Below are 21,156 nucleotides of genomic sequence, written 5' to 3'. Positions count from 1 at the left end.
CCCGTCAACCTTTCATAACATTGACGTCTTCCACCGCGATGGAGCCGCGATTACGGAAGAAAACAACGAGGATTGCCAGACCGATAGCTGCTTCAGCAGCCGCAACAGTCAGAACGAAGAGCGCGAAAACCTGTCCGACCATATCGCCAAGCACAGAAGAAAACGCCACGAAATTGAGATTGACCGAGAGAAGGATCAATTCGACAGACATCAGGATAACGATGACGTTCTTACGGTTTAAGAAGATACCGAAAACGCCAAGGGTGAACAGGATGGCCGAAACGGTCAGATAATGAGAAATACCGATTTCCATATTCTTATCCTCAGATGCCCTTGCCCGGTTCGATCTTCTTGATCTCGATCGCCGTCTCAGGCGTACGAGCGACCTGATCCGGGATCGACTGGCGCTTAACATTCGGCTTGTGCCGCAGCGTCAGAACGATCGCGCCGATCATGGCTACGAGAAGGACCAATCCTGCAATCTGGAAGTGGAAGACGAAGTCGGTGTAAAGAATATCACCGAGGGCTGCGGTGTTGGTGCGTTCAGCAAGATCAGGGATCGGAACTGCGCCCTGCCCCAGCTTAGGCGTGAACATCGAACCCGCAAAAACAACAATCAGCTCGCCCAGCAGAATGAGACCAACCAGAGCGCCAACCGGCGCATATTGCAGCGCACCGCGCTTCAACTCAGAGAAGTCAACATCCAGCATCATGACGACGAAGAGGAAGAGAACCGCCACAGCACCGACATAAACGACGAGCAGGATCATGGCGAGGAACTCGGCCCCCGTCAGCAGGAACAGCGCCGCTGCATTGAAGAAAGCGAGGATCAGAAACAGCACCGAATGCACGGGGTTGCGTGCCGCAATCACCATGAACGCGCTTGCGATCATGATAAAGGCGAACAGATAGAAGAACGCTGCCGCAATACCTGTCAGCATGGGGATCCCCCAACACCTTTCCGTGGACAAAGCCTGATTGCTTCATCCGCTTTAGTCTTTGTTTGCCGCGAATAATCGCGAAACTTAAATTCCAGCAACAAGACGGGCCGCCCCTTCTTGTTGCCGCTTTTCAAACCGGATGCCGAAACAAGGTTTCAGCAAAACCAATCAGCGATAAGGCGCATCCATCGCGATATTGCGCGCGATTTCGCGTTCCCAACGGTCACCATTGGCGAGGAGCTTGTCCTTGTCGTAGTACAGCTCTTCGCGCGTCTCGGTCGCGAACTCGAAGTTCGGACCTTCGACGATGGCATCCACCGGACATGCTTCCTGGCAGAAGCCGCAATAAATGCACTTCACCATGTCAATGTCGTAACGCACCGTGCGGCGGGTGCCGTCGTTGCGGCGCGGACCAGCTTCAATGGTGATAGCCTGCGCCGGGCAGATCGCTTCGCAGAGCTTACAGGCAATGCAGCGTTCTTCGCCGTTGGGATAACGACGCAGCGCGTGCTCGCCACGGAAACGTGGCGAAACGGGACCTTTTTCATGCGGGTAGTTCAGTGTCGCCTTGGGCGCAAAGAACTGACGCATGGAGAGGAAGAAAGCACCGACGAACTCCTTGAGAAGGAGGGATTTCGCGGCTTGTGCGAATGAAGCCATTTGTCTTTCTCCTTACACCAGATCGAAGACTTTGATGACGGTCGCGGTCAGAACAACCATTGCCAGCGAAATCGGCAGGAACACTTTCCAACCCAGACGCATCAGCTGGTCGTAACGGTAACGCGGTACGAAAGCCTTCACCATGGCGAACATGAAGAAGCAGAAGCAGAGCTTGAGCATGAACCAGATGATGCCCGGAACCCAGTTGAGGAACCATACGTCAACCGGAGGCAACCAGCCGCCAAGGAAGAGTGTGGTCATCAGGGCGCACATCAGCGTGATCGCCACATACTCGCCGAGGAAGAACAGAAGGAACGGCGTGGACGAATATTCGATCATGTGACCGGCCACGAGTTCAGATTCAGCTTCGACAAGATCGAATGGCGGACGGTTCGTTTCAGCAAGCGCCGAAATGAAGAAGATCACGAACATCGGGAACAGTACCAGCCAGTTCCAGTCGAGGAACGAAGCAGGCAGGCCGAGCGATGTACCGAGACCCGTATTCTGCGACAGCACGATATCCGTTAGGTTGAGCGAGCCAACCGTCAGAAGAACCGTGACAATCACGAAACCGATCGACACTTCATAAGAGACCATCTGTGCTGCCGAACGAAGTGCGCCGAGGAATGGGTACTTCGAGTTCGAGGCCCAGCCGCCCATGATCACGCCGTAAACTTCAAGCGAAGAAATGGCGAAGATATAGAGAATGCCGACATTAATATTAGCAATCGCCCAGCCTTCATTGACCGGGATGACTGCCCAGGTTGCCATTGCCAGAACCGCTGAAACAAACGGTGCAAGAAGGAACACGCCCTTGTTTGCGCCCGAAGGAATGATTGGTTCCTTGAAGACGAACTTCAAAAGATCGGCGAACGCCTGAAAGAGACCCCATGGACCAACAACGTTTGGTCCGCGGCGAAGCTGAACAGCTGCCCAGATCTTACGATCCGCATAAAGCAGGTAAGCCACGACGATCAGCAATACGACAAGCAGAACGACCGACTTCAGCGCCATGATTAGCGCGGGCAAGACGTAAGCTGCAAAAATTCCGTCCATTATTCCGTCTCTCTCTCGCTTACTCAGCTGCCTGTTGGAAGCTGCCGGCCGCAAGCGCCGAGCACTCGGCCATGACAGCGGAAGCACGCGCGATTGGGTTCGTCAGGTAGAAATCCTTGACCGGCGAAACGAACGCAGCGCCGCCGGAAAGGTTGGATGCCTTTGCAGCCAGCGCGACGATGTCGTCAGCCGAAGCAGGCGTAATAGTGTCGATCGCCATCATATGCGGGAAGTCTGCATAGAGCTTGGCGCGAAGCTGTGCGAGGCTGTCAAATGGCAGACGCTTACCGAGCGTGTCGGAAAGAGCGCGCAGGATTGCCCAATCTTCCTTTGCTTCGCCCGGTGCGAAACCAGCACGGTTGCCTAGCTGTACGCGACCTTCAGTGTTGAGCCATGTACCCGACTTTTCGGTATAGGCTGCACCAGGGAGGATAACGTCAGCGGCATGTGCACCGGCATCGCCATGCGTACCGATATAAACAACAAAGCTCGAACCCTTGGTCGTCATGTCGAGTTCGTCTGCACCGAGCAGGAACACAACATCGAGATTGCCCAACATATCGCGAGCAGCCTTACCGCCCTCACCCGGAACAACACCGAGATCAAGAGCGCCGACGCGGGAAGCTGCAGTGTGAAGAACCGAGAAACCGTTCCACTCAGCGTTGATTGCACCAACATCCTGCGCAAGCTTTGCAGCGGATGCGAGAACTGCTGCACCATTTTCGCCGGTGAGCGCGCCCTGACCAATGATGATCAATGGACGTTCAGCTTTTGCCAGCACGTCGCGGAATGCGTTCTTGCCCGAAGCAACTGCTGCGAGTGTGTCTGCGCCTGCACCCAGATATTCGTAATCGTAACGCAGTTCGGCCTGTTCGCCGATCAGAGCGATCGGGAAATGGCCCATGCGCTGACGCTTGCGAATACGAGCGTTCAGAACAGCTGCTTCAACGCGTGGGTTGGAGCCGATGATCAGAAGAGCGTCAGCATTTTCAATGCCTTCGATCGTTGTGTTAAAAAGATAGCTTGAACGACCCAAAGCTGGATCAAGTGCTACGCCATCCTGACGGCTATCGATATTCTTCGAGCCGAGCGATGCAATGAGGCTTTTCAGAGCATAGAGTTCTTCAACCGAAGCCAGATCGCCAGCGACTGCACCGATCTTGTCAGCGGAAGTAGCGGAAACCTTGGCAGCGATTGCTGCGAAAGCTTCTGGCCACGATGCTGCAACCAGACGACCATCCTTGCGAACATATGGGCGATCAAGGCGCTGGGTGCGCAGACCATCCCAGATGAAGCGGGTCTTGTCGGAAATCCACTCTTCGTTCACCGCTTCATTGACGCGCGGCATGATGCGCATCACTTCACGGCCACGGGTATCAACGCGGATGTTCGAACCGACAGCATCCATCACGTCGATGGTTTCAGTCTTGTTCAGTTCCCACGGACGAGCCTGGAATTCATATGGACGCGAAGTCAGAGCACCAACCGGGCAAAGGTCGATAACATTGCCCTGCAGTTCCGAGGTCATTGCGCGTTCAAGATAGGTGGTGATTTCAGCATCTTCACCGCGACCGATAAGGCCGAGCTCGGAAATGCCAGCCACTTCAGTCGTGAAACGAACGCAGCGCGTGCAATGAATGCAACGCGTCATCACCGTCTTGACGAGTGGACCAATATACTTGTTCTCAACAGCACGCTTGTTTTCGCGATAGCGCGAGCCATCGGTACCAAATGCCATTGCCTGATCCTGCAGATCGCACTCACCTGCCTGATCGCAGATCGGGCAATCGAGCGGATGGTTGATGAGCAGGAATTCCATCACGCCTTCGCGGGCCTTCTTGACCATAGGCGTGTTGGTGAAAATTTCAGGTGCTTCGCCGTTCGGGCCAGGACGCAGATCGCGAACGCCCATAGCGCAGGATGCTGCCGGCTTTGGCGGCCCACCCTTCACTTCAACTAGGCACATGCGGCAGTTTCCAGCGATGGAAAGCCGTTCGTGGAAACAAAAACGCGGGACTTCAGCCCCCGCGGCTTCGGCAGCCTGAAGGAGCGTATAGTGATCGGGTACTTCGATCTCTGTGCCGTCAACCTTAATATTTGCCATCGCTTATCCAAACCTGCGGCTCTTGCCGCATCTTCCAGATGTCAAACTCTAAAGTCCGCCCTTCCCGGGCGGACATACAACGTATTCTTCCGCTTACTCAGCCGCTTCGAGGCGGATGTTGCGGCTCTGAACAGCGTTGCGTGTATAATCGTCAATGCGCTTTTCAATTTCCGGACGGAAATTGCGGATCAAGCCCTGAATAGGCCATGCAGCAGCATCACCAAGCGCGCAGATCGTGTGACCTTCAATCTGCTTGGTTACGTCGAGAAGCATGTCGATTTCGCGCTTCTGCGCGTTACCCTTGACCATGCGTTCCATGACGCGCCACATCCAGCCCGTGCCTTCACGGCAAGGCGTGCACTGGCCGCAGCTTTCATGCTTGAAGAAAGCTGAAAGACGGGCAATTGCCTTAATCACGTCAGTGGACTTGTCCATGACGATCACGCCGCCCGTACCGAACGAAGATTTCTTTTCGCGCATACCGTCAAAGTCCATGATGGCATCCATCATGTCTTCGCCCTTGATAATCGGGCAGGAAGCACCGCCAGGAATAACACCGAGCAGATTGTCCCAGCCACCACGGATACCGCCAGCGTGCTTTTCGATCAGCTCGCGGAAAGTAATGCCGAGGCTTTCTTCAACGGTGCAAGGCGTGTTCACATGACCAGAAATCTGGAACAGCTTGGTGCCGACGTTGTTCGGACGACCAATAGACGAGAACCATGCACCGCCGCGACGCAAGATTGTCGGAGCAACAGCAATCGATTCAACGTTGTTAACAGTCGTTGGGCAGCCATAAAGGCCCATGTTCGCAGGGAACGGAGGCTTCAGACGTGGCTGGCCCTTCTTGCCTTCAAGGCTTTCGAGAAGAGCTGTTTCTTCACCGCAGATATAAGCGCCAGCGCCGTGATGGAGGAAAATATCCATATCCCAGCCGCACTTATTGTTCTTGCCCAGAAGGCCAGCGTCATAGCACTCATCAATTGCTGCCTGCAGCGCTTCACGCTCACGCATGAATTCGCCGCGCAGATAGATGTAAGCGGTATGGGCGCTCATGGCACAACCGGCGATCACGCAGCCTTCGATCAGCGTATGCGGATCGTGGCGCAGAATTTCGCGGTCCTTACAAGTGCCCGGCTCTGATTCATCGGCATTCACGACGAGGTAATGCGGACGATCCGTCACTTCCTTCGGCATGAACGACCATTTGAGGCCAGTCGGGAAGCCTGCGCCACCACGTCCACGAAGGTTCGAAGCCTTCATTTCGTTGATGATCCAGTCGCGGCCCTTTTCGATGAAGCCCTTGGTGTTATCCCAATGGCCACGCGACATGGCGCCTTTCAGCGACTGGTCTTTAAAGCCATAGATATTGGTGAAGATGCGATCTTTATCAGCCAGCATGTCTCACCTGCTTCCGTCTTTGGTTGCGGCTTCAGCTTCCGCCTTTGCCTTTGCTTCGGCTTCCGCCTTGGCTTTGGCAACTGCGGCATCCGATGCCTTACGGGTTTCCAGACCAACTTTTCTGTAGTCCAGATCTTCGGTCAGAGCCGTCAGTCCGCCCATAGGCTCAGACGTGATGCGGCCATCCTGTGGACCTGGCTTAACAGTGTCGCCCTTGCCTGCTTCGAACGTATCGATGATTTCAGCCAGACGTTCTGGCGTCAGGTCTTCATAGGCGTCCTTGAAGATCATGACCATCGGTGCATTGACGCAAGCGCCCTGGCATTCAACTTCTTCCCACGACAGTGTGCCTTCGGCATTAAGCTCGAAAGGATCGTGGTGGATTTTATGACGGCAAACATCCATCAGGGCTTCCGAACCACGCAACATGCATGGCGTGGTGCCGCAAACCTGAATGTGCGCGCGCGTGCCAACTGGCTTGAGCTGGAACTGCGTATAGAAAGTCGCAACTTCGAGAACGCGGATCAGCGGCATATCGAGCATGTCAGCTACATGTTCGATAGCGGCTTTCGTGACCCAGCCATCCTGTTCCTGCGCACGCATGAGCAGCGGAATAACAGCCGACTGCTGACGGCCTTCCGGATATTTTGCGATCGTCTTGTGCGCCCACGCCTGGTTTTCCGCGTTGAAAGCGAAACCAGCCGGCTGGACGGCATCATCTGCGAGACGGCGAACGGACATCAGCGGTCAACCTCACCAAACACGATATCGAGCGAGCCAAGAATTGCCGACACGTCAGCCAACATGTGGCCGCGGCACAGGAAATCCATAGCCTGAAGATGGGCAAAGCCCGGTGCGCGCAGCTTGCAGCGGTAAGGCTTGTTGGAGCCATCCGATACGAGGAAGACGCCAAATTCACCCTTTGGTGCTTCAACTGCTGCGTAAACTTCACCGGCAGGCACATGGTAGCCTTCCGTGTAAAGTTTGAAGTGATGGATGAGCGCTTCCATCGAGCGCTTCATCTCGCCGCGCTTCGGCGGCACGATCTTGTTGTCGGTGTTCGAAACAGGACCGACGCGTTCCTTGCCGAGCAGAAGATCTACGCACTGGCGCATGATACGAGCCGACTGGCGCATTTCTTCCATACGGATCAGGTAACGGTCATAGCAGTCACCGTTCTTGCCGATAGGAATATCGAATTCCATTTCGTTGTAGCATTCATAAGGCTGCGACTTGCGCAGATCCCATGCTGCACCCGAACCGCGAACCATGACGCCCGAGAAGCCCCATGCCCATGCATCTTCGAGCGAAACAACGCCAATATCGACGTTACGCTGCTTGAAAATACGGTTTGGCGTAATCAGATCATCGAGGTTCGTAAGCGTCGTCGACAAAAATGGATCAATCCACTTGCCGATATCCTCGATAAGCTGATCAGGCAGATCCTGATGAACGCCACCTGGGCGGAAGTAAGCTGCGTGCATACGGGCGCCACAAGCGCGCTCGTAGAACACCATCAGCTTTTCGCGTTCTTCGAAGCCCCAGAGCGGCGGCGTCAGCGCGCCAACGTCCATAGCCTGCGTGGTTACGTTAAGAATATGGTTCAGGATACGGCCGATTTCCGAAAAGAGAACGCGGATCAGCTGGCCACGCTTCGGCACTGTGATACCGAGCAGACGCTCAACAGCCAAAGCATAAGCGTGTTCCTGGTTCATCGGCGCCACGTAGTCGAGGCGGTCGAGATAAGGAAGTGCCTGAAGATAGGTCTTCGTTTCCATCAGCTTTTCAGTGCCGCGATGCAGCAGACCGATATGCGGATCGACGCGTTCCACGACTTCGCCGTCGAGTTCAAGAACAAGACGCAACACGCCGTGCGCAGCAGGATGCTGCGGACCGAAGTTGATATTAAAGTTGCGGACCTGAGTCTCAGCCATGTTCAGCTTCCTGTCGCTCAGTTCGTCTTGGCTTTCTCATCGCCCGGCAGGACGTAATCCGTCCCTTCCCATGGCGAGAGAAAATCAAAATTGCGGAATTCCTGTCGCAGCATGACAGGCTCATAAACGACGCGCTTTGCTTCATCGCTATAGCGAACTTCAACAAAACCAGTCGTTGGGAAGTCCTTGCGCAGCGGATGACCTTCAAAACCGTAATCGGTCAGAATGCGACGCAGATCCGGGTGGCCAGAGAACAGAACGCCATACATGTCGTATGTTTCGCGTTCAAACCACTCAGCACCGACGTAAACGCCGACAGCTGAAGGGACCAGCGTATCTTCATCGGCTTTAACCTTCACACGAATGCGGAGGTTCTGGCGTGGAGACATGAGCTGATAGACAACATCGAAGCGCTGAACGCGCTGCGGATAGTCTACACCGGAAATATCCGTCAGGTTCACGAACTGGCACTGCACGTCATCGCGCAGAAACGTCAGAACGCTGATCAGGCTCGTAACCGGAACATTAAGAGTAAGCTCGCCATAGGCCAGCTTCGCCTCTTCGATCGCATCGCCGAGACGTTCTTTGATATAGCCGGAAAGTTCACCAAGAGCTTCTTCGCTCATATCTCTAACTTCCTCTTTTAGATTTCGACCCATCCTTGGGAAAACGGATCGAACTCTAACAAACCCTCTTGCACCAACGGGACTGCGAAAGCCCTGTTAACGCTCGATCGTACCTGTACGACGTATTTTCTTCTGCAGCATCAGAATGCCGTAGAGCAGAGCTTCCGCCGTTGGCGGGCAGCCTGGAACATAAATATCGACTGGAACAACACGGTCGCATCCACGCACTACAGAATAAGAGTAGTGGTAATAGCCGCCGCCGTTGGCGCATGAACCCATCGAAATGACGTAACGTGGCTCAGGCATCTGGTCGTAGACCTTGCGGAGAGCCGGAGCCATCTTGTTGGTCAGCGTACCTGCAACGATCATAACATCGGACTGACGTGGAGATGCGCGCGGCGCGATACCGAAACGCTCGGCGTCATAGCGCGGCATGGAAATGTGCATCATTTCCACAGCACAACATGCGAGACCGAAGGTCATCCACATCAGCGAGCCAGTACGTGCCCAGGTGATCAGCGCGTCAGCAGATGTGACGATGAAGCCCTTGTCAGACAGTTCGCTGTTCAGATCGTTGAAAAACGCATCGTCGGAGCCAACAGGCTTGCCCGTGCGAGGGTCAAGAATACCCTTTGGCTGCGGAGCAATGAGCGTCGAACCCGACGACTGATTTGTGCCGGTCAATCCCATTCCAGCGCTCCCTTCTTCCATTCATAGATGAAGCCGATGGTCAGAACACCAAGGAACAACATCATCGACAGGAAACCAAACCAGCCGATTGCACCGAAGGACACTGCCCACGGGAACAGGAAGGCGACTTCGAGATCGAAGATGATAAAGAGAATCGACACCAGATAGAAACGGATGTCGAATTTCATACGGGCGTCATCAAAGGCATTGAAGCCGCACTCGTAAGCTGAAAGCTTTTCCGGGTCGGGCTGTCTGTACGCGACTAGAAACGGCGCAACCAGAAGGGCTACACCGATTACCATTGCGATGCCGAGAAAGATGACAATCGGCAAATAGGAACTTAAAAGCTCGTTCATGATCCTTATCCGGCTTGAATACGAGGCTGCGCCGCCTGTCATAAGCTTTTTGAAGCTTACCACCATGCGACACATTGCATCTATTGCGACCTCGTCGCCTCAAGCAGCTTCAAAAGGCATGCCGTGCGAACTTAGTTCATTTCGCGGGGACGGTTAGCGCAGCATGCGCGCAAGCGCAAGCCCTCCAACGCGATCAGGCGGGTATAGTCCGGTCAAGATGCTTAATAAGAGGCAACATCAAGCCCATATATGCCACCCTATTTTCGTATAGCACGAAAACATCATAATTTCGTGAGTATTTAGAGACAAACCGTCTTTCGCCATTTTGAGGCGAATAGAATCAATCGATTTAGATGCGAGCGACAAAACTTGCGGCGGATTTTCAATCAAGTTCGCACCTGTCATTCACCGCAAGTGCCTCCGATTCATTTCTATTGCTCACATTCATTGCGAAGCGCAAACCGGGATGCGATTCACTCGCTTGCTTTCGAATGCGGAATAAATTGAGGCGCAGCTTCGCTTCAGAAAAGTCGCTAAGCACTCTTTATATATATATAGAGAGTGAAAATCACACTTATATATAAAGTGCAAAACAGCCCCCTCCTCACTTCTGCCGACCTGTCGCTACCGGCGGAAAATTCTCATCGTCATGACCACGATTCTTGAAATGAATTAGCGCCAGCGATTCAATGAGTGGTTTCGCGTGCCTTCAGCAATCAGCCACTATTTTTTAGAATTGCCCCTCAGGATCGTAGCGCTTTCGCATTGGCATAAGAATCAAATGCTGACGAAACTGCAGGTACGAACACCCCATCGCTTCGGCATCAGAGTCTGAGCTTAATAAAAGGAGAGAGATTTGAGCACATATCTGCTCACAAGTGGCGACTTTCTGGTCATTCTGGCCGGGATTTTGTCTGTCGCCTATCTCTCCTGGAAGCGTAAAGCGAAATAGCCCCACCCTGACAATATGAATGATGACGCCAGTTCGCTTGCGCGGCTAAGCATGCGGCGAGATAAAGCTCTCGATCAGGCATGACTGAGGCATAAGATTTGAATGTTTCATCATGGGAATAAAAACGCGAGAAGCGCCATTTTCTTCAAGATTTTAGGATCGAATTCTTGAAAGAAAATGGCGCGAGTGACGGGGCTCGAACCCGCGACCTCCGGCGTGACAGGCCGGCACTCTAACCAACTGAGCTACACCCGCGCATTTCATTTTCAGCCGTTTGGCTGGACAGTCACCGGCGTTTCCGTTCGGTGTGAGCGGTCGTTTAAGGGGTTCTCTCACGAGTGTCAAGCGAGTGGTCTGAAGAAAAAAGAAGAAATTCGATTTTATTTTAAAAGCCCCCATTTTGCGGGCTTTCTTATAGGGGAGCTTTTATCCACATCTCTGCATGTATCGCCCGAACGCATTCAAATTAAATGGAAAATAGAATCGCGTTGCATGATCAAGTGCATGAATCAGGCTCTCACACGTAGTTCTTATAAGAGCGCCGATTTGAGTTATCCCCAGCGGGCCTATCGATTTTAGCCGGAGAACTAAAAAAATGCATTTTTCTAATTTTTCCGCTTGCACTCTCCAAACGAACAGCCTAAACGGCTCTCACAGCGGCTGACAAGTCAGTCGGGCGATTAGCTCAGTTGGTAGAGCGCTTCGTTTACACCGAAGATGTCGGGAGTTCGAGTCTCTCATCGCCCACCATATTTTCCAATCACTTAGATCGAAAATATGAAGTTTACTTTAGGTTCAATAAACCTCGCCTGGCCCTGTAAACCAACAATCCTCTAAAAAGTTTTTCTCTCAAAATTCGTCGAGTGTGCGAAGCGACCTTAGCCGGTAGTTTGCGTGCTATTCTTCGTTGAGAACGTGCATATGCGCGGACAATCCAAGCAAACATGCTCGTAGCATCAACGTCGGTAGATGAGCTGGTCGATCTTCGCCCTTGAAGTACTGTGCGCGTATTCAATCGAATTTTACGCAACAAAAAAGGCCGGGGCAAAAATGCACCGACCTTCCTGATCATCAATGTCTACCAGTGCCAGTACATCCGTGGTCAAAAGCTTTAATTGATGAAGGCTATTGCGAGCGACAGACGCGTTCCAGCGCTCATCAGCAATGCCTATAAACAGAGGTATAAGAGAGCATTGTGTTCAAAGAAAGTCCGCTTGCTGAAAAATCACATTCTTTGATCCCGCTTCAATAAAGCGCCGGCTCCGAGGCACGCCATAATCAGCACCCCACCGATTCCATAAGCCAGAACATCGAGCCAATCCGGCGTTGCTCCCAGAATGATCCGCAGCGCTCTGTTGCTGATTTCAATACCGAATACTTTGGACAGATATTGCCCGGCCTCAACCGCCACGCCTACAAAAAATGCCGCCAGAGCCAACAAAACTCGGTTTCCGTCAAGCACCGTACGGAATGCAAAGTAGACGAAGATTACAGCAATAACATCGCCTAAGAAGCTTCTTATCCAGCCAAGACCAGCGCCTGCGGTCGCCAACAGCAAAAGACCAAAGAAGATCATGATCGTGATGACCAGCGCCGATTTCGAAAATTTGAACTGCACCAAAGCTTCCTAACAGCGGGACGACGGACGTGTATTTCAGCCTGAAACGATAGAATCGAAATCCACCATTCCGGCAAAGCGTGCAGCGCGGACTTTGCCGAACTTGCTTTCATCAACAACCAGATGTTTCTGGAGCGCGCGCTGCATCGCCATCTGCTTTACCGGCACTTCATGAAAATGGGAGCAGGTTACTCCGTGTTGCTCATCAACACCGCCTGCCGATAAGAAAGCCTTGTTGATATTGACGCGCTTGAGAACTTCGATGCCTTCATCACTTGAGAAAGACGCGGCTTCCGGGTGGTAAACCCCACCGAGCACGATGAGCCGGACATCATCCCGGCGCGATAGAATCTCGGCGATATTCAGCGAATAACAGACCACGGTGATATGCTGGTTTTGCGGTATTTGCTGCGCGAGATATGGCGTTGTCGTGCCACAATCGATAAAAACGGTGTCATGCGCTTCTATAAGTGCTGCAGCTGCCGCGCAGGCTTGCGCTTTTGCATTGGCATGGCAATCTTTTTCAAGATCAAAGACGTAATCGCTACCGTTACCGTTATCCTGCACAGGAATAATGTAACCACCCAAACAATTGAGCGGCCCGGAATCGGTCCCGATATCGCGGCGAATTGTCATTTCCGAAACGCCCAGCCGCGTGGCCGCATCGCGAAGACGCAGCACTCCCGCTTCCTCAACAAGAGCCGCAAGTTCGGCAATCCGTTCGTCTTTACGACTGATCCTGCTCACTGATTCCCCATTTCGGTTGCGGTTCACCCCCGTTTAGCTTGCCACATCAATTGGTGCAATTGCGATGGTGCATACTTGACAGGTCAAACCGAAATATGAAACGATCCAAACATAATGATCGGATTGTAACATTATAATTCGCATTATCGGGAGGATCTGACAACAGGAATTTGCAGCAGGCCACAACGCTTCAGGCAGCCTGCGCCGAGAAAGAGGAATTTGCGACTTATCCAGCGTTGATGGTCGCAATGGAGGAGACACTGATGTCAGCAGCAGTCTGCAAAGCATCAGCGTAAAAATCAGTAGTCACCATTCTCGCCTGCGCGGAAGCGCTTTTGGCGGGGGCTATTCGTTTCCAGGGAGGAAATACCGGTGAAGAAGTTTATCGCGTCCATGGCTATTGCCGCGTCTGTTACGATGTCTGTTGCCGTGCCACATGCTTTTGCGGAAGGCGTCGTCGATACATCCAAGATCAACAAAGACCTCATCACGACGGCAAACGACAAGAAATACACGATCGCGACAGTTGTGAAGGTTGACGGCATTGCCTGGTTCGACCGTATGCGTGACGGCGTTGAGCAGTTCAAGGCCGATACCGGCAATGACGTCTGGATGGTTGGTCCAAGTCAGGCAGATGCGGCTGCTCAGGTTCAGATCGTAGAAAACCTGATCGCTCAGGGCGTTGACGCTATTGCCATCGTACCGTTCTCGGTTGAGGCTGTGGAACCAGTCTTGAAGAAGGCTCGTGAACGCGGCATCGTCGTTATCAGCCATGAAGCTTCCAACATTCAGAATGTCGACTATGACATCGAAGCTTTCGACAATAAGGCCTACGGCGCCAACCTTATGAAGGAACTCGGCAAGTCGATGGGCGGCAAGGGCAAATATGTTGCCACCGTTGGCAGCCTGACCTCGAAGTCACAGATGGAATGGGTTGATGGTGCCGTTGAGTATCAGAAGGCCAACTTCCCGGAAATGTCGCAGGCGACTGAACGTCTCGAAACCTATGATGATGCAAATACCGACTACAACAAGCTCAAGGAAGCGATGACCGCCTATCCGGACATCACCGGTATTCTGGGCGCGCCAATGCCGACTTCTGCTGGTGCTGGACGGCTGATTGCTGAAGGTGGCCTCAAGGGCAAGGTGTTCTTCGCTGGCACCGGTCTTGTGTCGGTTGCCGGTGAATACATCAAGAATGACGATGTTCAGTATATTCAGTTCTGGGACCCGGCAGTCGCGGGCTATGCCATGAACATGCTGGCCGTTGCAGCCCTTGAAAAGAAGAATGAGCAAATCAAGGCTGGCCTTAATCTCGGTCTGCCTGGCTATGAAAGCCTGATCGCTCCCGACGCTTCCAAGCCAAACCTGCTCTACGGCGCAGGCTGGGTCGGCGTGACCAAGGAAAACATGGATCAGTACGACTTCTAATCGTTGCTGAACAGGAGAAAGAGGCCCCCGCCTCTTTCTCCCCATTCCATCTGCATTTGCAGCCTTGCACGAGGCCTCTATGACTGAAAATCTGATCGAATTGCGCCATATCGGGAAGCGCTTTGGCGGCGTGAAAGCGCTGGACGACGTGTCCTTTGCCATCAAGCCCGGCGAAATTCACTGCCTAGCTGGCGAAAACGGCTCTGGCAAATCCACTGTAATCAAGATCATGTCCGGTGTTTACACACCCGAAGACGGTGAAATTCTGATCGACGGTAAGACAGTCGGCAAGCTCGATCCTGTCAAATCCGTGCATCATGGCATTCAGGTGATTTATCAGGATTTCTCGCTGTTCGGGAACCTGACGGTCGCGGAGAATCTCGCGATCAATACATTTCTCATGGAAGGTCGAAAAGCTGTCGATTGGAAGCGCGTGCGCGAACTTGCGCAGCAGGCGCTTGATCGTCTCGGTGTTCAGATGGATCTGGATGCCGATGTGGATAGCCTGCCAACATCCGGCAAGCAGATCGTAGCAATAGCGCGCGCCGTTATGGCTGATGCGCGGCTTCTGATCATGGATGAACCAACCACTGCGCTTACCCGGCATGAAGTCGACGCGCTGTTCAAGATCGTGCGCGATATTCAGGCACAGGGCATCGCTGTGCTGTTCGTCAGCCACAAGATGCGTGAAATGCTGGAAATCAGCGAGCGGCTGACTGTTTTCCGCAACGGCAAGAAAGTCGCGGAAGGCCCGATTAACGAGTTTGACGAACCGGCGATCACCCGCGCCATGACGGGCCAGGAACTGACAGCACATAGCTACCAATGGGCTGCCCGTGAAGGCACCACCAGTGTCCCGAGCCTTGAGGTCGACAATCTCTCAGTTCCCGGTTCGGTGGAAAAAGCCAGCCTCACGCTTCATGCAGGCGAGATTGTTGGCATTTCCGGCCTGATCGGTTCTGGCCGTACCGAGCTTGCCTTGGCTCTCTTTGGAATGAAGCCTGGCTTTACCGGTAATGTGCGGATCGACGGCAAGCCCGTTCACCCCAAAACCGTGCAGGAAGGTATTGCCTGCGGCGTAGCTTATGTGCCGGAAGATCGCCTTACGGAAGGGCTGTTCCTCACCCAGTCGATTGAGCGCAATATCATTGTGACTTCGATTGAAAAATTCGTGCGCGGCTTGTTCATCAACCGCAAAAAGGCCGATGCGACGACCCGCGATATGTTCTCGGCAATGAATATTGTTGCGCCCGGCCCGCATACGCCGGTCAATCATCTCTCCGGCGGCAACGCACAGCGCGTTGTATTGGCGCGTTGGCTTTTAACCGGCGCCAAAATCCTGATCCTGAACGGGCCAACGGTTGGCGTGGATGTGGGTTCAAAGGCTCAGATTCACAACATCATCCGCAAACTCGCACAAGATGAAGGTCTGGCCGTTCTGATGATTTCCGATGATGTGCCGGAGCTGGTTCAGAACTGTAATCGTGTGCTGGTGATGCATCGTGGACGTTTCGTCGATGAACTCTCCGGTGAAAACATGACTGAAGACGCCGTCAATGACCGGCTCAAGACGTTGAATTGAGGAACCGGCACATGAAATTCATTCGCAGTACCGAATTCATCATTGCCTGTGTGCTTCTCGCCGCAATGATTATCATTGGTCTTATCAACCCCGCCTTCTGGTCACTGGATAATATTTTCGGGCTTCTACGTTCCAATGTCGTGATCGGCATCATGGCGCTTGGCGTTCTGCTGGTGATGATTTCCGGCGGCATCGACGTATCGTTTACGGCCTTTGCTATTGCGGCAATGTATCTGACCGTCCGCGCTATGGTTTACCTTGGCTATGATGGTGTGTTCATTCCGTTTGTCGCGGCAACGCTTATCGGCTTGCTGCTCGGTGCCTTTAACGGCTTCATCATCCACCGTTTCAAGATGATCCCGCTGATCGTGACGCTCGGCACCGGCTCCATTGTGCGCGGCCTTGTTCTGGGTCTTGTCGGGACCAGCATCGTCAATATCAACAAGATGCCGAAAGAGCTGATCGAGTTTGGCAAGACGGACGTAATTTCGCTCACCTCGGCCTCCGGCACAGCCTTTGGCCTGACGGCGATGTTCCTCGTCTATCTCACGCTTGCATTGCTGATCCACTTGATCCTCAGCCATACGATGATCGGACGCAGTGTTTATGCCTATGGCGGCTCGCCGGAAGCCGCAAAGCGCGTCGGCTTCAACACGCGCCGCACGATCTTCTTCGTTTATTGCGTGGCGGGTGCCTTGGCAGGTTTTGCGGGACTGCTGCATTCATCCATGATCTGGCTTGCCAATCCGCGTGATTTTGTAGGCCTCGAACTCGATGTGATCGCAGCCGTGGTTCTCGGTGGCGCGTCGATTTTCGGTGGCCGCGGAACAGTGCTTGGCACACTCATGGGCGTCTTCATGCTCGTGATGGTCAAAAACTCGCTCATCATCATGAAGGTCGATACCACATGGCAGCGTGTCGTTGTGGGCCTCATTATCATCGCAGCAACCGCCATCACGGCGTGGCGCGATCGCAAAAGCATCGCCTGAAGGGAGAAAGCGACATGAAACAGTCTTTCGACATGCGCCGCATCCTTGGCGGAGACAACAATATCATCCAGCTCGTTGTGATCACCGTTCTTGTGTTTGCGCTGATGACCTGGATGAACCCGGACAAATTCCTGCGTTACTACAATTTTGAATCAATCAGCTACATCATGCCGGAGCTGGGCATCCTTTCCATCGCCATGATGATTGCGATGTTGACGGGCGGCATTGATCTTTCGGTGGTCGGCATTGCCAATCTGGCGGGTATCGTCGCTGGCGTCTATTTCCACTCGTCCATGGTGCAGGCAGCCCAGACTTCAGGCTCTGGAATGTTGTTCTACACGGTCATTGGCATCCTGCTTGCGATACTCATCGGGCTTCTATCAGGCCTTGTGAATGGATTGCTGATTGCCAAACTGCGCATTACGCCGATCCTCGCAACACTCGGCACAGGCCAGGTTCTGATGGGACTGGCGCTGGTGCTTACCGGCGGGCCTGCCATCGTTGGTTTTCCGGATGCTTGGAACTGGGTAGGCAATGGCAAAATCATGGGCATCGCCACGCCTTTCCTTCTATTCATCGTGGTCTGCATTCTCGTCGGAGTTTTGCTGACCCGCACCACGCTTGGTATCAATCTGATGCTGATCGGCACCAACCCGCGCGCAGCCGTGTTTGCCGGCATCCGCAAAGAACGCATGATCCTTTATTCCTACATGCTGACGGGCGTTCTTGCCTCTCTTGCGGGCATCATTTTGTCGGGACGTACCAATGCGGCCAAGTCCGATTATGGCGCGTCCTATCTGCTGCAGGCGGTTCTGATCGCCGTGCTTGGCGGCACCAATCCGGCTGGTGGCAAGGGGCGCGTGCTGGGCATCGCCATCGCGCTGATCGCTCTCATGCTTCTTTCCTCCGGCTTTCAGATGATGCGGTTTTCCAACCACCTGATCGACTTCATCTGGGGCGCGTTCCTCATCCTCGTCATCGCGATCAATGCTTCGCGCAATCAAGGCAGGTGATCCCAAATGCAGGATATTGAATTTCATCTTCGTCGTCAGGACTTTGTCGAACAACCGCATGTCATTGCCAGTGCAGACGGGCTGAGTGTTACGGCATTTCGCTATCCAAGCGGCATCGAAGCTCTGCTGATCGAAAACGAGCGCGGCAATATCATTGTGCTTCCATTCATGGGGCAGATGGTATGGGGCGCAGAGTTCGACGGCATTGACCTTACCATGGGCAACAGCTTCTCCATGCCGCGCCCGGCAACGACCATCGTCGAGACTTATGGATGCTTTGCTTTTCACAGCGGAATCTTGCGCAATGGTTGCCCTTCGCCGCAGGATAATCACCTTCTGCATGGTGAGATGGCCTGCGCAAAGATGGACAAGGCGGGGCTTTTATTCGGCGCCGATGAACATGGCAGCTTTGTCGAAGTCACTGGCGAATATGAATATGTCATGGGCTTTGGCGCGCATTATCTCGCTCGGCCAAGCGTTCGGCTTCATGCGAAGGAAACGCTCTTCGACATCACCATGGATGTTGAAAACCTGTCATCGGCTCCGATGGAGCTGATGTATATGTGCCACGTCAATTTCGCCTATGACGAAGACGCGCGCATTGTGCAGCCGGTCGCCTTTACACCAGATCAGGTGCAGGTTCGCACGGCCGTTCCGGGCCATGTGACACCCAATGACGATTACCTCTCCTTGATTGATGAACTGGCCGCAGATCCTTCCGTGATGGAAGTGCTCGATGAGCCGGAACGCTACGATCCCGAGCAGGTTTTCTATATTCGTGGCTTGCCAACCGATGCCGATGGCAAGACCCATCAGATGATGCAGTTAGCCGATGGCGACGGCTTTGCGATCTCCTATCCGGTTGAGGCTTTCCCGAAAACCGTGCGCTGGATTCTCGTCAACGGTGATGCGCAGGTTGCAGCCTTTGCCCTGCCATCCACTTGCGAGCCGGAAGGCTATCTCACCGAAAAAGCCAAGAACAATGTGCGGATACTGGCGTCGGGTGAGCGCGCCATCTTCCCCGTGCGCCTTGGCTATCTCGATCAGCCTGCCGCCGAACAGTTTGAAGCCAAGATCAGGGCACTCTGAAATTTCAAAGGAACTTCTCATGACCAGAAAGATCGGAGTGGTCGGCTCCAACATGGTGGATCTCATCACCTATGTGAACCGTATGCCTGGCCCCGGCGAGACGCTTGAAGCACCAACGTTCGAAATTGGCTGCGGCGGCAAAGGGGCAAATCAGGCTGTTGCAGCCGCACGCCTCGGTGCCGACGTGATGATGGTAACGCGCGTTGGCGATGACGTCTTTGCCGATAATACGATCCGCAATCTCAATAGCTTTGGCGTCGATACGCGACACGTTATCAAAGTACCGGGCAAGTCGAGCGGTGTAGCCCCTATCTTCGTCGAACCTTCAGGCGAAAACTCGATCCTGATCGTCAAAGGTGCAAATGCAGACCTCCTGCCCGCCGAAGTCGATAAGGCTGCCGATGATTTGAAGGAATGCGGCCTGATCCTCATGCAGATGGAAGTGCCGGTCGAGACCGTCTACCACACAATCGCTTTTGCCGCTGAAAATGGCATCGAAACCATTTTGAACCCCGCACCTGCGGCGGCTGATCTTGATCCGGAACGCATCCGGCAAGTGACCTTCCTCGTGCCCAACGAGAGCGAGCTTGCTCTTTTGTCTGGCCTTCCAACCAGCACGGATGATGAGATTGTCGTTGCCGCCCGCTCGCTGATTGCGCGTGGGATCCGCACGGTCATCGTGACACTGGGCGGACGCGGCGCACGCATGATTACCGCAACTGAGATCGTCAATATCCCGCCGGTCAAAGTCACACCGAAAGATACGACAGGCGCAGGCGATGCTTTTATCGGCTCGTTTGCACGCTTTTATGCAGAGACCGGCGATGTGGAAGCTGCACTTCGCAAAGCCTCCCTTTATGCCGCTCATTCCATCACCCGACCCGGCACGCAAAAGGCTTATGCCAGTGCCGATGAATTTGAAACGTTCTGCCGTGACCACGCGCCTTTGATCGAACGCGCCTAAGTGCTCTTGAACGTCAACAAACCTCACAGACGGACAATACAATGACCGAAACCCTTCCCCGCAATAATGGCACGCCGCTCAAGCCTGAATGGTTTGAAGATGTTGTCGTGAACCGCAGCGCCTCGGAACGTCGCGCTGCAACGCTGCCAGCGCGACGTTCGATCAAGAAAGAATATCAGGCAGCATGGCTTATCCGTGCAATCCAGTGCATCGACCTGACGACGCTCGCCGGTGATGATACTGCCGGACGTGTGCGCAGACTTTGTGCCAAAGCGCGCCGCCCCGTGCGCGATGACATTCTTGAAGCCCTCGGCCTGCTCGATGCAGGCATAACCACTGGCGCAGTCTGTGTTTATCCAACCATGGTGTCCCATGCAGTCAAAGCACTGGATGGCTCCGGCATTCCCGTAGCCTCTGTGGCAACAGGTTTTCCGGCAGGTCTGACACCTTTGCCATTGCGCCTTGCAGAAATCACCTATGCGGTTGAGCAGGGTGCGCACGAAATCGACATAGTCATTACCCGCGAGCATGTGCTGACACAAAATTGGTCGGCGCTTTATGACGAAATCGCCGCCATGCGCGAAGCCTGTGGCGAGGCGCATATGAAGGCCATTCTCGCAACCGGTGATCTCAACACGCTCACCAATGTTTATCGCGCTTCGATGGTTGCCATGCAGGCGGGTTCTGATTTCATCAAGACCTCAACCGGCAAGGAAGATGTCAACGCGACGCTGCCCGTCAGCCTTACCATGGTGCGGGCATTGCGGGATTACGGCGAGCTATCCGGGCAGATCGTCGGGTTCAAGCCTGCCGGTGGTCTCAAGACCGCCAAGGACGCACTCGCTTGGCTCACGCTCATGAAAGAAGAACTCGGCAATCGCTGGCTTGAACCCGATCTTTTCCGCATCGGCGCATCATCGATGCTCGGCGACATTGAACGACAATTAGAGCACTTCGTGACCGGACGCTATTCAAGCGCCAATCGTCACGCCGCTGCTTAAAC

At 53.8% G+C, this 21,156-nt stretch carries 20 protein-coding genes and 2 tRNA genes; 8 read left to right on the top strand and 14 right to left on the bottom strand.

Going from position 1 to position 21,156, the window contains the following annotated elements:
• Window positions 1–4 precede the first annotated feature (4 nt).
• The 12 genes from nuoK to ABWV94_RS01845 form a co-directional block, all read right to left on the bottom strand.
• On the bottom strand, window positions 5–313 hold the full coding sequence (nuoK, locus tag ABWV94_RS01900; protein WP_007874552.1) for an NADH-quinone oxidoreductase subunit NuoK: 309 nt from the start codon (window positions 311–313) through the stop codon (window positions 5–7).
• A gap of 10 nt (window positions 314–323) precedes the next feature.
• Complete coding sequence (locus tag ABWV94_RS01895) at window positions 324–941, bottom strand: NADH-quinone oxidoreductase subunit J (protein ID WP_113498578.1); 618 nt, start codon at window positions 939–941, stop codon at window positions 324–326.
• Window positions 942–1,109: 168 nt separating this feature from the next.
• On the bottom strand, window positions 1,110–1,601 hold the full coding sequence (gene nuoI, locus ABWV94_RS01890) for an NADH-quinone oxidoreductase subunit NuoI (RefSeq protein ID WP_007874549.1): 492 nt from the start codon (window positions 1,599–1,601) through the stop codon (window positions 1,110–1,112).
• A gap of 12 nt (window positions 1,602–1,613) precedes the next feature.
• A complete protein-coding gene (gene nuoH, locus ABWV94_RS01885; protein ID WP_007874545.1) occupies window positions 1,614–2,657 on the bottom strand; it encodes an NADH-quinone oxidoreductase subunit NuoH in 1,044 nt (347 codons plus the stop codon).
• A gap of 19 nt (window positions 2,658–2,676) precedes the next feature.
• On the bottom strand, window positions 2,677–4,761 hold the full coding sequence (gene nuoG, locus ABWV94_RS01880; RefSeq protein WP_113498576.1) for an NADH-quinone oxidoreductase subunit NuoG: 2,085 nt from the start codon (window positions 4,759–4,761) through the stop codon (window positions 2,677–2,679).
• Window positions 4,762–4,854: 93 nt separating this feature from the next.
• The gene (gene nuoF, locus ABWV94_RS01875) at window positions 4,855–6,162 is read right to left on the bottom strand and encodes an NADH-quinone oxidoreductase subunit NuoF (RefSeq protein ID WP_007874542.1); all 1,308 of its coding nucleotides are present in this window, start codon (window positions 6,160–6,162) and stop codon (window positions 4,855–4,857) included.
• A gap of 3 nt (window positions 6,163–6,165) precedes the next feature.
• Window positions 6,166–6,903, bottom strand: coding sequence for an NADH-quinone oxidoreductase subunit NuoE (nuoE, locus tag ABWV94_RS01870; RefSeq protein ID WP_007874541.1), 738 nt, complete (start codon window positions 6,901–6,903; stop codon window positions 6,166–6,168).
• The gene (locus tag ABWV94_RS01865; RefSeq protein WP_007874540.1) at window positions 6,903–8,096 is read right to left on the bottom strand and encodes an NADH-quinone oxidoreductase subunit D; all 1,194 of its coding nucleotides are present in this window, start codon (window positions 8,094–8,096) and stop codon (window positions 6,903–6,905) included. The genes nuoE and ABWV94_RS01865 overlap by 1 nt, the downstream gene beginning before the upstream one ends.
• 17 nt (window positions 8,097–8,113) lie before the next feature.
• Window positions 8,114–8,722, bottom strand: a complete 609-nt coding sequence (locus tag ABWV94_RS01860; RefSeq protein ID WP_064320469.1) for an NADH-quinone oxidoreductase subunit C — start codon at window positions 8,720–8,722, stop codon at window positions 8,114–8,116.
• A 96-nt stretch (window positions 8,723–8,818) separates the two neighbouring features.
• Window positions 8,819–9,412 carry a NuoB/complex I 20 kDa subunit family protein gene (locus tag ABWV94_RS01855; protein WP_007874538.1) on the bottom strand — a complete coding sequence of 198 codons (594 nt, stop codon included), beginning with the start codon at window positions 9,410–9,412 and terminating at the stop codon, window positions 8,819–8,821.
• The gene (locus ABWV94_RS01850) at window positions 9,403–9,768 is read right to left on the bottom strand and encodes an NADH-quinone oxidoreductase subunit A (RefSeq protein ID WP_007874537.1); all 366 of its coding nucleotides are present in this window, start codon (window positions 9,766–9,768) and stop codon (window positions 9,403–9,405) included. Before ABWV94_RS01850 ends, ABWV94_RS01855 begins: the two co-directional genes overlap by 10 nt.
• A gap of 1,130 nt (window positions 9,769–10,898) precedes the next feature.
• Window positions 10,899–10,975: transfer RNA gene (locus ABWV94_RS01845), tRNA-Asp, on the bottom strand.
• A gap of 419 nt (window positions 10,976–11,394) precedes the next feature.
• Between ABWV94_RS01845 and ABWV94_RS01840 the strand changes: the two genes are divergently transcribed.
• Window positions 11,395–11,470 (top strand) — tRNA-Val (locus ABWV94_RS01840).
• A gap of 475 nt (window positions 11,471–11,945) precedes the next feature.
• On the opposite strand, the gene ABWV94_RS01835 is transcribed toward ABWV94_RS01840, so the two are convergent.
• Together ABWV94_RS01835 and ABWV94_RS01830 are read right to left on the bottom strand one after the other, a co-directional pair.
• Entirely contained in the window at window positions 11,946–12,338 is a 393-nt protein-coding gene (locus ABWV94_RS01835) for a ribosomal maturation YjgA family protein (protein ID WP_113485122.1), read from the bottom strand.
• A gap of 36 nt (window positions 12,339–12,374) precedes the next feature.
• Complete coding sequence (locus ABWV94_RS01830; protein WP_007874534.1) at window positions 12,375–13,085, bottom strand: DeoR/GlpR family DNA-binding transcription regulator; 711 nt, start codon at window positions 13,083–13,085, stop codon at window positions 12,375–12,377.
• Window positions 13,086–13,457: 372 nt separating this feature from the next.
• On the opposite strand from ABWV94_RS01830, the gene ABWV94_RS01825 reads away from it, so the two are divergent.
• From ABWV94_RS01825 to deoC, 7 genes are all read left to right on the top strand, one after another.
• Entirely contained in the window at window positions 13,458–14,516 is a 1,059-nt protein-coding gene (locus ABWV94_RS01825) for an autoinducer 2 ABC transporter substrate-binding protein (protein WP_200635303.1), read from the top strand.
• Window positions 14,517–14,595: 79 nt separating this feature from the next.
• Window positions 14,596–16,098 (top strand): sugar ABC transporter ATP-binding protein, encoded by a 1,503-nt coding sequence (locus ABWV94_RS01820; RefSeq protein WP_113498575.1) that lies wholly within the window; start codon window positions 14,596–14,598, stop codon window positions 16,096–16,098.
• Between the two features lie 11 nt (window positions 16,099–16,109).
• On the top strand, window positions 16,110–17,087 hold the full coding sequence (locus ABWV94_RS01815; RefSeq protein WP_094543718.1) for an ABC transporter permease: 978 nt from the start codon (window positions 16,110–16,112) through the stop codon (window positions 17,085–17,087).
• A gap of 14 nt (window positions 17,088–17,101) precedes the next feature.
• Window positions 17,102–18,100 (top strand): ABC transporter permease, encoded by a 999-nt coding sequence (locus tag ABWV94_RS01810; protein ID WP_105518393.1) that lies wholly within the window; start codon window positions 17,102–17,104, stop codon window positions 18,098–18,100.
• Window positions 18,101–18,106: 6 nt separating this feature from the next.
• Complete coding sequence (locus tag ABWV94_RS01805) at window positions 18,107–19,189, top strand: aldose 1-epimerase family protein (RefSeq protein WP_353412529.1); 1,083 nt, start codon at window positions 18,107–18,109, stop codon at window positions 19,187–19,189.
• 19 nt (window positions 19,190–19,208) lie between these two features.
• Window positions 19,209–20,153 carry a ribokinase gene (gene rbsK, locus ABWV94_RS01800; RefSeq protein WP_064320461.1) on the top strand — a complete coding sequence of 315 codons (945 nt, stop codon included), beginning with the start codon at window positions 19,209–19,211 and terminating at the stop codon, window positions 20,151–20,153.
• Between the two features lie 41 nt (window positions 20,154–20,194).
• Window positions 20,195–21,154, top strand: coding sequence for a deoxyribose-phosphate aldolase (gene deoC / locus ABWV94_RS01795; RefSeq protein ID WP_113498571.1), 960 nt, complete (start codon window positions 20,195–20,197; stop codon window positions 21,152–21,154).
• Window positions 21,155–21,156: the final 2 nt, after the last annotated feature.

This window comes from Brucella sp. NBRC 12953 (assembly GCF_040369775.1).
Classification (GTDB): Bacteria; Pseudomonadota; Alphaproteobacteria; order Rhizobiales; family Rhizobiaceae; genus Brucella; species Brucella pseudogrignonensis.
The sequence above is the reverse complement of the archived record's forward strand: the minus strand, read 5'-3'. Positions and strand labels throughout refer to the sequence as shown.

Coding starts and splice junctions, on each gene's coding strand:
- nuoK (WP_007874552.1), bottom strand. CDS start 313: ATGGAAATCGGTATTTCTCATTATCTGACCGTTTCGGCCATCCTGTTC.
- ABWV94_RS01895 (WP_113498578.1), bottom strand. CDS start 941: ATGCTGACAGGTATTGCGGCAGCGTTCTTCTATCTGTTCGCCTTTATC.
- nuoI (WP_007874549.1), bottom strand. CDS start 1,601: ATGGCTTCATTCGCACAAGCCGCGAAATCCCTCCTTCTCAAGGAGTTC.
- nuoH (WP_007874545.1), bottom strand. CDS start 2,657: ATGGACGGAATTTTTGCAGCTTACGTCTTGCCCGCGCTAATCATGGCG.
- nuoG (WP_113498576.1), bottom strand. CDS start 4,761: ATGGCAAATATTAAGGTTGACGGCACAGAGATCGAAGTACCCGATCAC.
- nuoF (WP_007874542.1), bottom strand. CDS start 6,162: ATGCTGGCTGATAAAGATCGCATCTTCACCAATATCTATGGCTTTAAA.
- nuoE (WP_007874541.1), bottom strand. CDS start 6,903: ATGTCCGTTCGCCGTCTCGCAGATGATGCCGTCCAGCCGGCTGGTTTC.
- ABWV94_RS01865 (WP_007874540.1), bottom strand. CDS start 8,096: ATGGCTGAGACTCAGGTCCGCAACTTTAATATCAACTTCGGTCCGCAG.
- ABWV94_RS01860 (WP_064320469.1), bottom strand. CDS start 8,722: ATGAGCGAAGAAGCTCTTGGTGAACTTTCCGGCTATATCAAAGAACGT.
- ABWV94_RS01855 (WP_007874538.1), bottom strand. CDS start 9,412: ATGGGATTGACCGGCACAAATCAGTCGTCGGGTTCGACGCTCATTGCT.
- ABWV94_RS01850 (WP_007874537.1), bottom strand. CDS start 9,768: ATGAACGAGCTTTTAAGTTCCTATTTGCCGATTGTCATCTTTCTCGGC.
- ABWV94_RS01820 (WP_113498575.1), top strand. CDS start 14,596: ATGACTGAAAATCTGATCGAATTGCGCCATATCGGGAAGCGCTTTGGC.
- ABWV94_RS01815 (WP_094543718.1), top strand. CDS start 16,110: ATGAAATTCATTCGCAGTACCGAATTCATCATTGCCTGTGTGCTTCTC.
- ABWV94_RS01810 (WP_105518393.1), top strand. CDS start 17,102: ATGAAACAGTCTTTCGACATGCGCCGCATCCTTGGCGGAGACAACAAT.
- ABWV94_RS01805 (WP_353412529.1), top strand. CDS start 18,107: ATGCAGGATATTGAATTTCATCTTCGTCGTCAGGACTTTGTCGAACAA.
- rbsK (WP_064320461.1), top strand. CDS start 19,209: ATGACCAGAAAGATCGGAGTGGTCGGCTCCAACATGGTGGATCTCATC.
- deoC (WP_113498571.1), top strand. CDS start 20,195: ATGACCGAAACCCTTCCCCGCAATAATGGCACGCCGCTCAAGCCTGAA.